General features: G+C 39.7%; 16 protein-coding genes. 13 read left to right on the forward strand and 3 right to left on the reverse strand.

All coding sequences use genetic code 11. From position 1 onward, the window contains the following. Positions 1-38 precede the first annotated feature (38 nt). From C2M25_RS17620 to C2M25_RS17650, 7 genes are all read left to right on the forward strand, one after another. Entirely contained in the window at positions 39-575 is a 537-nt protein-coding gene (locus C2M25_RS17620; RefSeq protein ID WP_158679743.1) for a hypothetical protein, read from the forward strand. Between the two features lie 128 nt (positions 576-703). Then, positions 704-1,462, forward strand: coding sequence for a hypothetical protein (locus C2M25_RS17625; protein ID WP_105181744.1), 759 nt, complete (start codon positions 704-706; stop codon positions 1,460-1,462). Between the two features lies 1 nt (position 1,463). Beyond that, entirely contained in the window at positions 1,464-2,039 is a 576-nt protein-coding gene (locus tag C2M25_RS17630) for a hypothetical protein (RefSeq protein WP_105181745.1), read from the forward strand. Between the two features lie 23 nt (positions 2,040-2,062). Further along, positions 2,063-2,329: a hypothetical protein gene (locus C2M25_RS17635; protein WP_105181746.1), complete on the forward strand. Its 267-nt coding sequence runs from the start codon at positions 2,063-2,065 to the stop codon at positions 2,327-2,329. A 44-nt stretch (positions 2,330-2,373) separates the two neighbouring features. Continuing rightward, positions 2,374-3,132: a hypothetical protein gene (locus C2M25_RS17640; protein ID WP_105181747.1), complete on the forward strand. Its 759-nt coding sequence runs from the start codon at positions 2,374-2,376 to the stop codon at positions 3,130-3,132. Positions 3,133-3,356: 224 nt separating this feature from the next. Further along, the gene (locus C2M25_RS17645) at positions 3,357-3,788 is read left to right on the forward strand and encodes a DUF4198 domain-containing protein (RefSeq protein WP_234003603.1); all 432 of its coding nucleotides are present in this window, start codon (positions 3,357-3,359) and stop codon (positions 3,786-3,788) included. A 30-nt stretch (positions 3,789-3,818) separates the two neighbouring features. Further along, a complete protein-coding gene (locus C2M25_RS17650) occupies positions 3,819-4,985 on the forward strand; it encodes a lipase family protein (protein WP_105181749.1) in 1,167 nt (388 codons plus the stop codon). Positions 4,986-5,024: 39 nt separating this feature from the next. Here the strand turns inward: C2M25_RS17650 and C2M25_RS17655 are convergent, their stop codons facing one another. Then, on the reverse strand, positions 5,025-5,624 hold the full coding sequence (locus C2M25_RS17655; RefSeq protein WP_228290567.1) for a hypothetical protein: 600 nt from the start codon (positions 5,622-5,624) through the stop codon (positions 5,025-5,027). Between the two features lie 57 nt (positions 5,625-5,681). After that, complete coding sequence (gene soxR, locus C2M25_RS17660) at positions 5,682-6,137, reverse strand: redox-sensitive transcriptional activator SoxR (protein WP_199775190.1); 456 nt, start codon at positions 6,135-6,137, stop codon at positions 5,682-5,684. A gap of 76 nt (positions 6,138-6,213) precedes the next feature. On the opposite strand from soxR, the gene C2M25_RS17665 reads away from it, so the two are divergent. The 3 genes from C2M25_RS17665 to C2M25_RS17675 are packed head-to-tail and all read left to right on the forward strand — an operon-like array spanning position 6,214 to position 7,873. Beyond that, positions 6,214-6,678 carry a flavodoxin family protein gene (locus tag C2M25_RS17665; protein ID WP_105181750.1) on the forward strand — a complete coding sequence of 155 codons (465 nt, stop codon included), beginning with the start codon at positions 6,214-6,216 and terminating at the stop codon, positions 6,676-6,678. Positions 6,679-6,725: 47 nt separating this feature from the next. After that, complete coding sequence (locus C2M25_RS17670; protein WP_105181751.1) at positions 6,726-7,250, forward strand: DsrE family protein; 525 nt, start codon at positions 6,726-6,728, stop codon at positions 7,248-7,250. After that, positions 7,250-7,873 (forward strand): GDSL-type esterase/lipase family protein, encoded by a 624-nt coding sequence (locus C2M25_RS17675; RefSeq protein WP_105181752.1) that lies wholly within the window; start codon positions 7,250-7,252, stop codon positions 7,871-7,873. The genes C2M25_RS17670 and C2M25_RS17675 overlap by 1 nt, the downstream gene beginning before the upstream one ends. Positions 7,874-7,926: 53 nt before the next feature. On the opposite strand, the gene C2M25_RS17680 is transcribed toward C2M25_RS17675, so the two are convergent. Next, positions 7,927-10,185, reverse strand: coding sequence for a TonB-dependent receptor (locus C2M25_RS17680; RefSeq protein WP_054562535.1), 2,259 nt, complete (start codon positions 10,183-10,185; stop codon positions 7,927-7,929). A gap of 263 nt (positions 10,186-10,448) precedes the next feature. Here C2M25_RS17680 and C2M25_RS17685 point away from each other — a divergent pair, with 263 nt between their 5' ends. The 3 genes from C2M25_RS17685 (at position 10,449) to C2M25_RS17695 (ending at position 14,326) form a co-directional block, all read left to right on the forward strand. After that, complete coding sequence (locus tag C2M25_RS17685; protein ID WP_063701328.1) at positions 10,449-11,456, forward strand: LacI family DNA-binding transcriptional regulator; 1,008 nt, start codon at positions 10,449-10,451, stop codon at positions 11,454-11,456. A gap of 101 nt (positions 11,457-11,557) precedes the next feature. Next, positions 11,558-12,808: an MFS transporter gene (locus C2M25_RS17690; RefSeq protein WP_063528058.1), complete on the forward strand. Its 1,251-nt coding sequence runs from the start codon at positions 11,558-11,560 to the stop codon at positions 12,806-12,808. Positions 12,809-12,817: 9 nt separating this feature from the next. After that, positions 12,818-14,326: a trehalase family glycosidase gene (locus C2M25_RS17695; RefSeq protein ID WP_105181753.1), complete on the forward strand. Its 1,509-nt coding sequence runs from the start codon at positions 12,818-12,820 to the stop codon at positions 14,324-14,326. Position 14,327: the final 1 nt, after the last annotated feature.

Below are 14,327 nucleotides of genomic sequence, written 5' to 3' on the forward strand. Positions count from 1 at the left end.
ACATAAAGAATTACCATTAAAGAGTCAAAGGGTCATTCTTGACCAGGGCATCAATAACAACATTGATGGCTATTTTAAATTTATATTTTAGCAACATACTTAAAAAATATGGACGTTTTAGGTTTATGATGAAACAGCTACTTATTAGTGTTTGTTTGATTTTTACTTTTTCTTGTACCGACGCTTTAAGTATTGATGACAAAACGTATGTCAGCCTTGATGTTATTGAGATGAATGTAGAAAGGGTCAATGACAATTTGTTTCGTTGGCTTAAATTTCATCCTGATAGCGACTTCCCTTGTTTAAGACTAGAGATTTTAGAAGCGGGTAGTAATGCGCTTATCAAACGAAAGAATATTTGTAACGTGTATGATGAAGCGTTAAAAGTGACACATGATTTTAAAAAGTTAACATTTTTAGATATCTACAATCTAAATGTTAATTCACAAACTCTGACATTTGACTTAGAACTCTCTTTGTTGAGTCAGAATGTAGTTAATATGAATTGTTCAATTAAGATTGAAAATACAGATTTTTCTCCACTTGAGTGTCACCGTTTAGAGGTTGGGGAATAGCCAGCGGCTGGATTGATGCTAGCTGTAATAAACACAACTAAGTCACTCGAAAGGAGTGATGGAACTAACTTATTGTTTGATAACAAAGAGCTCACTGAAGAGCTTTAATTAATGGATAGGGAAATACTATGAGTGAAATAAACACGGATGTTAACTATAAAACAATGGCGGGAAATGCCCGTTTGGTGTTAATTGCAGAGTCTAGTCACAATCCACTATCGTATAAATATGAGGCAATTAAGGCACTCAAACAACTAAAAACTGCAGGCTTTACTCACTTTGCAATGGAAATGCTGCCTTTATACATTAAAGATAAAATCGAGTTCTATCAGCGCACTGGAAAGGGGTTTGATGCCATAAAGAAACATTTCCAGGAAGACTGGAACTGGAATAATGCTGCGAGTACTGGCTACAGTGAATTAGTGAGAGCGGCCAACTCATTAGGGATGAAAATTGTTCCTTTAGATATGTCAGCTGAAATGATGGATGAAATAGATGGACGCTGTAACTGGGTGCAAGCTGATAACAGTATCTGTATGGATTCCCATATCCAAAGAAATCAAATGTGGGCGAATATTTTTAATGCTGAATTAAAACGAAATCAAAATACTCGGATTGTTGCATTTATGCATCGATATCATGCATTTAATGCAGGTAATAAACATATTGGTATCGATTCAATAATGCTAAGTTTAAATGTTAGTAGCATTAGTCTTATAGAGTATATTGGTGGAGTAGCCTGCTCTAATAATGGTGTTTGTGAAGGCCAGTCTAATGCTGATGAATCTTTAAGAAAAGTTTACTTTTCAAGAAAGGGATCTTTCATACCTTCTCCTTTTCCTTCTTATACGGTACATCTTCCCGAAAAAATGCTGCTTGAGAAATAGTATGTTCAGAATTCTTTTTTTACTGTGTATATTTTCGCCTCTCTTATATGCTGCAGGTCCAAGGTGGGATAACTCAATAGATATTAATGATCCTAACTTAACGGGAAAAGTAGCCGCAGAGCAGTGCCATAAAAGTTTGATTAATGCACCCGAAAAACTAGAGCTTTGGTGTGAGAAAGCGATTGAGCTGGGACACTGGGATTCCTTAGTAACATTAAGTATGCATACTGGAAATGGCTCTCGTTTGATTGCTGAAGCCAAAAAAAGAATGGAAGAAAAAGAACCCCAAGCATACTCAATATTTGCATGGTTATACAGGACTGGTACGTTTGTGGAACAAGACATAAATTATGCCATGTCACTTTATAAAGAGCTTATCAAATTAGATATCGAGCGGCCGAACTCTTTAATAACTGCTGCACACTTGGAGTTGGCATATTTATATAAGGCCCAACAGAGGTGGGCTGCAATGAATGAACATGCCCAGTATGTTTATGAAAACACGAAGATTACCTATCACAAAGAGCGCGCCGCAGAGTTACTTGAACTTGCTGCACAAAGCGCCATAACAAATTAAATAACAGGGAGCTATAAAACAGTATGGAACAACAATATCAACAAACACTCACCCAACTAGTCACCGATGTTTATAACAAACCGGACTTAATCGAAGAACATCAGGTTCTTATTCAACCTTTATTAAAAGACTTGGTGGACTGTGCGCCAGCGGGTTTTGATGGGATGGCTACGATGATCCACAGCCATTTTGTCAATGGCCTTAAATCTACCAATCCAAATATTCAAAAGTTTGAACTTGAGTCAGGGCTTTTAAAGCTTAAACCTTATTTTCATAGAATTAATCAGTAATTTACAAAATCTTAGTTTAGGTAAACAAAGTACAAGGATGGTTTATGTCATTAATGAATGCGTGCATTTTAATGCTGCTATTACAGCCATTGTTTGTTTACTTTGCGTTATTTGCAAAAGAAGTTGATCTTAATGAAGACTCGCAAGATTCGACTGTCATGCTATTTAACTTTGGTCTTTTGGGTATCACACCTAGTGTTGCTTATTTTTACATGGAGCAGTTTTGGTTCGCAGTTGGTATGTTAACTGGCGTCACACTATTAGGTTTAACACTTGCTAAAACTTTAGAATCAAAGGGCAAAAGGCCATTGGATCTCATCTTAACTTTGCGTTTTTTGACGTCGTGGCTGCTTATTTTTGGCGTTATATATTGTTTAATTTCATTATTTACAGGCTCACCAGAAGTTCAGCCAACAATTGCTGATGCTGATCAGCAAGTTGAGCCGTTTTATCAGCTATTTTGGCCTTCATTTTACTATTTAGGTTTAATGGTTTTTACATTTTTACTTAAAGTACTCGAGTTTCGCTTTCAATTAAAGCCAGCATTATCTGGTACTTTTTTGATACTTGCGGCAGCGTTAATCGGTATATCACCACTCGTTGATGGCAGTTTTATTCTTGGCTTGTTTATAAATATCGCCATATTTTTTATTTTTTGCTCTATGTATATGGAAATTAATAAAATAAATGACCCCTCTGACGGAGCGATTGCTTTCTTTTATGTATATATATTATCAATGGGAGTTGGGGTGGCTATTATCGTAAAAATTATACGTGTAATATTTTTTACTGCTGAAGTTTGATTTTTAACCTTGCAAGGGAGGTTGTTTTTTAGTTATTATTTGTACCTGTTTTGTTGTTTTTATTCTGCGTAAATTAATAATGTATAAATCAGCATAATACGGTTTTTGTTGCCATAAATTGCATTGCAAGGAGGCTTGGTGTGTTCTCATCAAGGGTTAGGCAGTTAGCTATATTAATTGCTACATTATTTGTTTTATTCACTACGACACAGGTATTTGCGAATATGTTTGGTTTTTTTAATAAAAGTGATTTTATTTTGTCTGCCCCTGTTAAAGGGCAGCTATTTGATGATGGGAAGCCTGTTGCAAATACCAAAGTGATGCGTTCGCTTACTTACGGTGATGAATATATCGACGAAACAGTAACTGATGAACAGGGCTATTTTACGTTTTCAGAAAAAACAATTAAAACCAGTAAGCCAGCTAATATGTTCGATAATGACTCATTGGTACAGCACATTTATTTAGAGAATGGCACGCCAGAGGGAATAGTATTGTGGTATACACTTGTGTCACTTCATGAAAATAGTCAAACCCTCAAACGATTACTTGCTGATTTAGAATGCGATATTTCTAAAGAGCCAGAAACATACGATATTCCTATCGAAGAAGATACAAGCCATACTTTTGCGATTTATACATCATGTAAACTTTAACCTAAAACGACTCATACAAAGGGAACTTATATGAATACCTTGACGCCTACTCAAGCGGTGCAACTCGCTGAGCTTGCTTATAAAGCAAAAAGTATTAAAACAACTAATTTACTTAACCACTCATTGCATGCATCTTTGCGAAATAATTTTAATTTCTCAATTAACCCAAGTGCTGTACAAGGTGTGTCGGGTGGGTTTTTCTCTCATTTATTTGGTTTAAGCACAGGCTTTGGTTTAGTTGCACACGGAAAAAATGAGTTTCAAGGTGATTCTGTTATCACCATTCGTGGTACGGCCTCTTTAAGAGATGGTTTAACAGATGCAAACTTCGGTTTAAGTGGTGGTTCAAACGGTAGTATGGTTCATGCGGGGTTTAATAAAACGTTTTACACCATGAAGCCGGGCCTGCAAGAGTTTGTAACAGCAAATATACGTGACAAAGTAACAGGATGCGTACATTTAGTTGGCCATAGCTTAGGTGGTGCACTTGCAACGTTAGCGGCAGATTGGATCAAAGCTGAATATTCGTTACCTGTAAAACTGTATACATTTGGCTCTCCTCGTGTTGGTCTAGATAACTTCTCAAGAGCCGCAACAGGCAGAATCGATAAGATTTATCGTTGTACTCATGGTGCCGATCCTGTCACTAAAGTGCCGTTATGGCCATTTTCTCATGCTCCTTATCAGGGCCAAGAAATTCGTTTAGACAGCGGGCAAGGTTTAAAAGGTGCTGCCCACAAACTCAGTGGGACTCCTGGCTACATCAATACCGCAAATAGTAATGATTGGGGCAACCTGACAATCCGTGCGAATCATTATCTAAATACACCTGTGCGTTTAAATTTTGAAGATCGTAATCAAGCATCATTCAATTCACATTGGGCAGATAAATTAGGTGCGGCGCTTGTTACCTTATTAAAAGACGCTGGTTATTACAGTGCTGTTGCAGCACAAGCTGCGATTGGAACAGGCCTGACATTTTACGACATGCTTGCTCGAACTTTAGATAAAATTGCGAAAGCATCAGCCTCATTTGCTGCACAAACACTGGGTCTTATTGGTCATATGTTGGTGTTTGCTGGCAAAGTTGTTAGCAAAGCCGTAGAACTAACATACAGTGTTATTAAGTGGGCTTTTGACTCGACTCTTGGTGCTCTTTATCGCGCCGCAAAAGACGGCCTAAATGGCTTAGATTAATAACATATTGGGCATGCTGGTTAGCATGCCCATTTCTTATTATTTTTCGTTTTCTTTTAATGAGCTTATTTGTATTCCATTCTTACTCAGCTCACTTTGTAGCTTTAATGCACTGCTTTTTAAGTTTGGTAACGTCTTGTTATTTATGATATCAACTGCTTCATTTAACTGCTTTGAAGCATGTTTAGCCGACATTTTCCTACTGATTGCTGCATCAATAATAAATTGACTTTTGCTGTAAAAACGACGAATTTCAGTTAAGAACTCACTGGGCGTTTCTAAGGTTGTGGGTGAATACTGCATGGTCTGCCAAATATACTTTTCGATGGTTGGCTTGTTATATTCAAGTTCAGACTTAGGTGGGCTTTTTGCTAGTAAGTTAGCAAATTTTTTGAGATGTTCAGCATTATCTTTAACTTCATCATATAGAGAAGTTCTAAGATAATAATTATCTTCCATTTTACTGAATGAGTCGAATTTTAAAGCTTGCTCTAAACCACTTTGGGCTGCAAGATAAACCCCAAAAATAGTTGAAAAAACGAGGAATAATTGGTTTAGCCAAAAACCAGTACTTTTTAGTTCTTTATTATCAACGGTTTTGAATGCGGTAGTGATCTTTGGAGTATTTCCTTTATCCATTATTAAATTCCTTTTATTATTTTGATTTAGTATCTCACAGCTGTTTTATTTATAAACTTAATCTCTTTCTAACAGTACAGCGCCGCTGTGCTCTTCACCTAAATAATCATCTTTGTTGTAGATAGGGCATTTGGCCATTGATAAACAGCCGCAGCCAATGCAACCGTTAACGCGCTCGCGCAATCGCTGCATGTATTGAATGCGTTCATCTAATTGCGTTTGCCAGACCTTTGAAAGGGCTGCCCAATCTTGTTTAGTGGGTGTGCGCTGCTCAGGTAAGGTGCTTAACGTTTGTTTAATGTCTTCAAGAGTTATGCCCATGGTTTGCGCAGCTTTTATTACGGCAATTCGGCGCAATACATCGGGTTTATAGCGGCGCTGGTTACCGTTATTACGCCAGCTGCGAATAAGTCCTTTCGCCTCATAAAAATGCAAGGTTGAAACTTTTACGCCACTGCGTTTTGCCACAAAGCCAACCGCTAGGTTTGCATCAATAAGTTTCTTATCTGACATAATTTTCTCCAAGGTGTTGACCTAAAGTTAGCTTGAGGTTTTACGCTGCGCACATCATAAAAAAGGAGTGATAGTCATGCAACAAAAACCAATAACAAATACGGTAATTATTTATTCAAGTGCGCGAAAAAAGGGTAACACGAGCTTACAAGTTAATGATTATAAAGCCCAATATGGCGGCGATGTAGTATGTCTAGATGACTATGTTATCTCGCCTTATTGCTACGATAAGCAATATATAAATGATGATTTTTATGCGGTATTTGAAGCGCTGTTGAATTATCAACACTGGGTACTAGCATCGCCAGTGTATTGGTATAACACCACACCGCAGTTTAAAGCATTTTTAGACCGGATCACTGACTACATGGATGATGAAACACTCAGGCCAAAACTGAGAAAACTGCGTGAAAAGCAGTTTTCATTGCTCTCAAATGCAGGATCTGCACACGCACCTAACGCGTTTATCGAGATGTTTAAAAACACCTTTAATTACTTAGGCATGAACTTTAAAGCGCACCAACATATTGATGCTAGTTAAACGGGTTTAAACAAGGTAGGCTAGAGTAAAAAACAACAGGAACTTTTATGAGATCAACACTGTTAGGTTTATCTTTAGCCTTATTATCTTCGTTTAGTCATGCAGAGAAAGCTGAGCCTGCTATCAAAGGTTTTGGTTTTTATTATGATGTGCCAAACCATGCACCAATCTCTGATCAAACGGTTTTTAAAGTGGCGTTTGATGTAGCTGATGCGGCAGAAAAAGGGGCGCAGAATAACAAAATGAACTCATTAGCAAGGTTCATTAATATGCATATAGCCCATGGTGTGAAGCCTGAGAACATTCAACTCGCTTTAGTTGTGCATGGTGGCGCGAGTGTTGATGTACTGGAAAACAGTTTTTATAAACAGCGCTTTGACAGTGACAATAAAAATCAGCAATTGATCTCACAATTGTTGGCACATAATACCGTTGTGTATGTGTGCGGGCAGTCTGCAACGCACATGAAGGTAAAACAGCAGCAGCTTATTCCTGGTGTGCAAATGGCGTTATCGGCAATGACGGCGCATGCACAGTTGCAGCAGCAAGGTTACACATTGAATCCATTCTAATGAATATCTTATGTTTTGGTGACTCAAACACCTATGGTATTTCGCCCGTCGATGGTAAGCGCTTTGCAGCCGATGAGCGCTGGCCTAGTTTACTGGGTATTAAATTATGTGCCGGCTACCAAGTTATTGAAGCCGGCCAACCCAATCGTACACTGGTGAACGACCCGCCTTTCAGTGGCGATAAACTTGGCATTAAATACTTAGAACCCTACTTAGCGGCTTATCATTTAGATATGATTGTTATTCAGCTCGGCACGAATGATTTAAAGCGCCGTTTTGCACTGTCGGCTGCTGATATTGCCAATGCCCTCGAAGCACTTATTTTAGATATAAAAAACTACTATCTGCACCGCGAATTGCCCAAACTAATGATACTAAGCCCGCCGGCGGTGTATGAGGTTGGCGCGTATCAATCTATTTATGCTGGAGCGGCTGCAAAGTCTAGCGAGCTAGTTGAGGCTTTTTCTGAAGTGTGTGTGAAACAGCAAACTCTGTTTTTGGATATCACAGCAATCGCTACGCCTAGTCAGCAAGAAGGTGTGCATTTAATTCTTGAATCACATAAGTCTTTAGCAGAGCACCTACATTGCTTAATTGAAAAACAAAAAAGCCACAGGTTATAAAACACTGTGGCTTGGGTATTGATTCTTTCAATCAAGGGGTTTGGGAGAATCGCTTAAAACTCGTAGCTAATGCTTAAGCGTGTAGTACGAGGCATAATGTAACGACCATTCGGTGCATCAGCATTACGAGGGTCACCTTCAGTGATACCTTGCTCGTCAGTTAAGTTATCAACCGCTAATTGCACTTTAATACCTTCCATAGGCTCAACAATTAAACCAATGTCTACTTTTTCGTAACCTTCTAACACAACCGTGTTTTCGTTGTCGCCCCAACGATCATCAACCGCTGAGATTGTGCCGTATAAGGTTGCATACATATCGCTTACTTCAAAGTCATAGCTTGGTGTTACACGTACTTGCCATTTTGGCTGACGTTGGCTTTCGTTACCTTCGTTGCTTGGGCTTTCTGTGATTTCTGTTTCTTGAAGCGTTGAGTTTAAGTTAACTGAGAAACCAGATTCGTGGTTGTAGTTATAATCAAGCTCAATACCGTATGCTTCGTTGGTTAAGATTTCAGCTGGTACACCTGGGCGACGAACAAAAGTGTCACCTTTTACTTCGTTAGTGAAGAATGTTGCATAGAAATCGGTGCTATCAGTTAATAGCTTATAACCAAACTCGGCTTGTGTTACTTCTTTAATTAACTTTTCGCCACCTTCGTATGCGCTAAAGTTATCGCGGAAGTCGTCAAAGTAAGGCATTTTGTAACCACGGTTTACGCGGGCAAACACACCCATGTCATCGTTAATTGAGTAGTTGATACCCGTTGTCCACGATGTTTTGCTTTCGTCATATTGAACAGACTTATCGATTACGCCATCAAGACCTTCATCAACCGAGTATTCTACTTCGTGGTTTTCAAAACGAACACCGGCATCAAGCGTAAAGTCATCGTTGAATTTATATTGGGCTGTTGTGTAAAAGGCATTGGTGCGTGCATCACCTGTAGAGTTGATATCGTAGTTGAAGTCACAACCATCAACACTTGCATTACACTCGATGCCGTCTAGCATTTCGCCGCCTGCTTCAAGGACGTGATACGCTGTGTTACCTAAGCTCCACCAGTCATTTGCTGATGTGCTGGCTGTGTAATAACCAAAGGCCAGTGATAAATTATCAAGCTTTTTAGCAAATGCTAAATCATTGGTGAATGCGCTAATTTCTTTTAATACCACCCAACGACCAAGTTGTTGAACCGCTGTGTCTGCATCGTATTCTGTGCCAGTTACTGCACCTGTTGCTGTTTCACCGTTATCAGCCACCGCACCAACGGTTGTTGCAGAGCCTGCCGGTACTAAGCCGTACGTGTTTGCATCACCTTTGGTGATGTTGAAGCGATCTGTGAAGCTCCAACCGTTATCGAATTCAAGTTTGATGCTACCGCCAGAAACATGACCTTTCCAACCACGGCCTTCACCTAAGTCGATCTGTTGCTCGTCATTATTTGCGCCTGTGTAGATAGTCGCTTGGCGATTTAAAGTACCCAGCTGCGTGTAGCTTGCGTCAACGCCGTCAACATTAAGTGGTGTTGGTAAGTACCAAGCACCGTGGTCGTCGGTTTGACGGGTGTATAAATTAATGGTGCCGTTTTCTAATTCTTTAGTGATATTAATTGTGAACTGGCTGCCTTTTTCTGATGTGAATCCAGCATCACGAATACCTGGAGAGCTTTTAACATAACCACCCACCATGAAGAATAAGTCATCAGAAATCTCACCACTTACCATAGCGTCAATGCGTTGTAAGTCGTAATCTGAAGTTGTGTATTTGAATACACCTTCGGTATCTTCACTACCACGTTTAAGGCGGAAGTTAGTTGTTAAACCAGGTTGGCCATTTGATACAACAGGGTTTGGACCGCCGCGCAGTGCTTCCATTGTTTCAATTGTTTCATCTAAACGGAATAACGACGAGTTTTCTAAAAATGACAAAGTAGGCGCAGGGTAAATTGGCGAACCTTCAAGGCTTAATGTTAAGAATGGTGCATCACCACCACCAGGGAAACCACGTACAAATACGTTCGCGCCAGACTCACCACCCGAGCTTTCTACCCACACACCCGGCACGGCTTTGAATAAATCAGCGGTACTTTTTGGCGATAATTTAACAATTTGATCTGCATCGATATTGGTTACTGCATAGCCAGCATCAATTTTACGTACGCCAATACCTGCAGGTGTACCAGATACAATAATTCGTTCTACTTTTTCTTTAGCTGGTTGCTCAGTTTGCTCTTCGGCCATAACTGTTTGGCCACTCAAAGCTAGCAAAATTGCAGAGGCTAGCGCACTGCGTGTGTATGTAGTTGTCATTGTGTGTTCCCATTTTTTATGTTGTTGAAAGCAATGTATTAGCGAATATTTTGCAATTGTTAACACCTTGCTTTTATAAACCATAAAGATTTATGCAAACGTTTGCAATTTGTTTTTTCAATTTTTTGTCCTTTTTTTACCCACAGGGTGAGTTGGTCTGTTTTGCTTACTGAAAAAATATTATGCTCTTTGGCGCAGCGATTTGGTCAAAATGGTGGTATATTGCCAGCATATGTTTTAAAGGAAAGCAGTGTTTCAGTATCATGAATGATAGAAAATTAAAGTTAGCTGATCTTGCTAAATTAGCCGGTGTTTCTACGTCGACAGTTTCCCGTGCGCTCAATGATAACCCATTGATAAAGAAGGAAACTCGCGACAAGCTTCAACAGTTAGCAAAAAAACATAACTTTAGTTTAAACACGGCTGCTAGCCGCCTTCGCACCCAAAAAACCAATGTTGTTGCGGTTATTATTAACCTCGATGGTGATACAGAACAGTCTATTAACGACCCTTTCTTACTTAAAATTGTTGGTGAAATAAATTTAGCGCTAAATAAATTTGGCTTAGAGTTATTACTTTCTAATTCGTTTATGGCCAGCGATGATTGGGCAAATTACTTTATTAATAGCCGCCGCGCCGATGGCATTATTGTGGTCGGCCAAGGTAAAAGCCAAGCAAATATTGAAGCTGCAGCGAGTGCTGGTGTTCCTCTAGTTGTGTGGGGCGATCCAAAAACACCCAGCAGTTACCCAATTGTTGGCAGCGATAATTATTTAGGGGGTCGCCTAGCGACTGAGCACTTATTGGCAAATGGCGCTAAAAATATTTTGTTTTTAGGTGACCCTGGGCACGCTGAAATTAGTGAACGCCACCGTGGTTATTTAGATGCTATTAATGAAGCCAAAGCAACTCCTCACGTGGTTTCTATCGATATTACTAGTAGTGCTGCTTATAAAGGAATTAACCAATTGTTGGTAGAAAAAGGGCTGTGCTTTGATGGCATTATGGCATGTAGTGACATGGTGGCTTTTGGTGCGATGAAAGCCCTGAAAGAGCGTTACATTAGTATTCCAAACGACGTTGCCCTCGTGGGCTTTGATGATATTGCCATGGCAGATATCAGTCATCCTTCTTTGTCGAGTATTAAACAAAATACTCAACGCGCTTCAGTTATTCTTGTTGAAAAGTTGTTAGCCCAGTTAGCAGGGCAGTCGGTAGAATCTCAAGTTGTTGAAATAGAACTAGTAAATAGGCAGTCGAGCCAGCGCTAAGCCTATTAAATGTTAGCAATATGTGTAATTTTAAATGCAAACGTTTGCATTTTGTTTTGCGCTAAACTAGACTGAATAAAAATAATCGTAGGTTGAAGTGAATGAATCCTATAAGAATAACTATCGCGCTGGCATGCAGCTATTTTGTCTTTGCTATTATGCTTAATAGTGTGGGCACTGTTATTTTACAAGCAATCAATAGCTTAGATGTAAGCAAAACTCAGGCGTCTGTTCTTGAAGGATTTAAGGATCTTAGTATTGCCATTGTGTCATTTTTAGTGGCGTCATTTATCCCTCGTATAGGCTATAAAATTGCCATGCTTGGCGCTTTATTACTGGTTGCAGTGATGTGCTTGGTTGTTCCGAGCATTGCCGACTTTTGGGTATTAAAAGCGCTCTTTGCCGCAATTGGTTGTAGCTTTGCAGTAATGAAAATCTCTGTTTACTCTGTTATTGGTCAAGTGACTGATAATGCAAATAAACATTCAGCGTTATTAAACACCATTGAAGGGGTGTTTATGCTAGGTGTGCTGTCGGGTTATTGGATTTTTGCGTTATTTATAGACGCTGATGACCCGCAAAGTAGCCACTGGTTGAATGTTTATTACTTGCTTGCAGCGATTGTTGCGGTGGCGTTTGTTTCTGTGCTTGCGGCACCAATAAAATCGCCAGAACTAAAAACTAATCAGCAATCGCAGCTTCATGACTTTATAGATATGTTAAAGCTGACTTACCAACCCCTTGTGCTTATTTTTGTTGTTAGTGCATTTATGTATGTACTAATAGAGCAAGGCGTGGGCACTTGGCTACCGACCTTTAATAACCAAGTTTTAAAATTGCCTGTTGATGTCAGTATTCAACTTGCTAGTTTGTTTGCAGCTGCGTTAGCGCTTGGTCGTTTGGTAGCAGGGCAAGTACTTAGGTTTATTAGTTGGTTTAGTTTATTAATGGGCTGCTTGGTCGCTATGGGTGTGCTCGTATTATTGGTGCTGCCTTTGACTCACGATGTTGATGGTAGTCAAGTGAAAAGTGTGTTTGATGTGCCTTTTGCAGCATACATGCTGCCGTTGATTGGCTTTTTTATGGCACCGATTTACCCGTTACTTAACTCTGTGATGCTGAGTTCACTTGCTAAGCACAAGCACGCTGCTATGACAGGTTTAATTGTGGTTTTCTCTGCACTAGGTGGAACAACAGGTTCAATTATTACGGGCTTTGTATTTGATAAATTTAGTGGTCAGCATGCATTTTATCTCACATTAGTGCCAATAGCCTTGCTATTAATCACCGTTTCAGTTTTTAAGAAAATCACTCTAAAACCACAGTATCAAGCGGCTTCAAGCGCAGAATAAGGGATTATCATGAACTTCGTTAATAGCCAATTATTTAAAGACGTACAGCTAGCAGAAGTGTTTGCTGATTCAAAAATGTTTGCCGATGCAGTGCCAAACTTATCTTGGCAAAGTGCTTGTGAGTTATATCAACTTGTAGGCCCTTTAAAAGGTGATGCGCTGCGTGAATTTGTGATGTCGAACTTTGTGTTTGCTGATCAGTCTATTCCGACTGCGAAATTAGATACCACATCAGTTAAACAGTATATTCTTGACCTATGGCCGCATTTGCATCGCAATGCTGATACAGATTTAGCAAGCTCACTAATGCCTTTGCAGTTTGATTACATTGTGCCGGGTGGCCGTTTTCAAGAAATTTATTATTGGGATAGTTATTTTACAGCTTTGGGTTTAGAAGATTGTGGCGACCTAGCCACCATTGAAGCCATGGTTAATAACTTTATAGACCTACAAGAACGTAATGGCTGTATTCCAAATGGTAACCGTGTTTATTATAGCTCCCGCTCGCAACCACCTGTTTTGGCGTTAATGATAGCGATGCTATGGGACGCTAAATATAAACATGAAGCAGATTTAACTTGGCTGGCAAACGCCGTCAAAGCACTTGAAGCTGAGTATCAATTTTGGATGCAAGGCTGTAATGATCTTAGCAGTGAAACGCCTGCTATTAGGCGTGTTGTAAAAATGCCTAATAAGGCTATTTTAAACCGCTATTGGGATAGTGCAGCAACACCTCGTCCAGAGTCATTAAAAGAAGATTTACATGACGCTGAAGGGCTAACAACTGAGCAGCAACAACGTTATTTTCAACATATTCGTGCGGCATGCGAGTCTGGCTGGGACTTTAGTAGCCGTTGGCTTTGCGATCATAATGATCTAAAAAGCATTGAAACAACCAATATCATACCGGTTGATTTGAATAGCTTACTGTATAACTTAGAGCATACATTATCTCGTTTTTATCGGTTACTTGGTGAAGAACAAAAGAGTCAATCAATTGCTGAGCTGGCTACACTGCGCTTAGATGCAATTAATACCTATTGTTGGAATTCTGAGGCGGGTGTTTATCGTGATTACAACATTCGACTCAATCAGCAAAGTAGTGTTGATTCGATGGCAATGGCTGTTCCTTTGTTTGTAGGCGCTGCATCTGTACAACAAGCTCAACAAGTGAAGCAAAAACTGATGAGTGAGTTTTTAAAGCCCGGTGGTTTAGTGACAACATTGTGTAGTACACCACAACAATGGGATAGTCCTAACGGTTGGGCGCCGCTGCAATGGTTTGCTGTAAAAGGTTTAACAGAGTATGGCTTTGTCAGCGAGGCACAGGCGATCATGAAAAACTGGCTGAGTATGATCGAAATGCGTTTTGCAGAGGATAAGTGCCTGCTTGAAAAGTATAATGTGTGCGAATTAGTCAGTCGTGCAGGTGGTGGCGAATACACAGTACAGCAAGGGTTTGGTTGGACAAACGGTGTAACTTCACGTTTTTACACACTACTCAATGACTCGCTGTAAA

This window comes from Pseudoalteromonas sp. T1lg21 (assembly GCF_002964625.1).
Taxonomy (GTDB): domain Bacteria; phylum Pseudomonadota; class Gammaproteobacteria; order Enterobacterales; family Alteromonadaceae; genus Pseudoalteromonas; species Pseudoalteromonas gelatinilytica.

Coding starts and splice junctions, on each gene's coding strand:
- C2M25_RS17635 (WP_105181746.1), top strand. CDS start 2,063: ATGGAACAACAATATCAACAAACACTCACCCAACTAGTCACCGATGTT.
- C2M25_RS17665 (WP_105181750.1), top strand. CDS start 6,214: ATGCAACAAAAACCAATAACAAATACGGTAATTATTTATTCAAGTGCG.
- C2M25_RS17680 (WP_054562535.1), bottom strand. CDS start 10,185: ATGACAACTACATACACACGCAGTGCGCTAGCCTCTGCAATTTTGCTA.
- C2M25_RS17640 (WP_105181747.1), top strand. CDS start 2,374: ATGTCATTAATGAATGCGTGCATTTTAATGCTGCTATTACAGCCATTG.
- C2M25_RS17675 (WP_105181752.1), top strand. CDS start 7,250: ATGAATATCTTATGTTTTGGTGACTCAAACACCTATGGTATTTCGCCC.
- C2M25_RS17630 (WP_105181745.1), top strand. CDS start 1,464: ATGTTCAGAATTCTTTTTTTACTGTGTATATTTTCGCCTCTCTTATAT.
- C2M25_RS17645 (WP_234003603.1), top strand. CDS start 3,357: ATGTTTGGTTTTTTTAATAAAAGTGATTTTATTTTGTCTGCCCCTGTT.
- C2M25_RS17695 (WP_105181753.1), top strand. CDS start 12,818: ATGAACTTCGTTAATAGCCAATTATTTAAAGACGTACAGCTAGCAGAA.
- soxR (WP_199775190.1), bottom strand. CDS start 6,137: ATGTCAGATAAGAAACTTATTGATGCAAACCTAGCGGTTGGCTTTGTG.
- C2M25_RS17685 (WP_063701328.1), top strand. CDS start 10,449: ATGAATGATAGAAAATTAAAGTTAGCTGATCTTGCTAAATTAGCCGGT.
- C2M25_RS17655 (WP_228290567.1), bottom strand. CDS start 5,624: ATGGATAAAGGAAATACTCCAAAGATCACTACCGCATTCAAAACCGTT.
- C2M25_RS17625 (WP_105181744.1), top strand. CDS start 704: ATGAGTGAAATAAACACGGATGTTAACTATAAAACAATGGCGGGAAAT.
- C2M25_RS17690 (WP_063528058.1), top strand. CDS start 11,558: ATGAATCCTATAAGAATAACTATCGCGCTGGCATGCAGCTATTTTGTC.
- C2M25_RS17670 (WP_105181751.1), top strand. CDS start 6,726: ATGAGATCAACACTGTTAGGTTTATCTTTAGCCTTATTATCTTCGTTT.
- C2M25_RS17650 (WP_105181749.1), top strand. CDS start 3,819: ATGAATACCTTGACGCCTACTCAAGCGGTGCAACTCGCTGAGCTTGCT.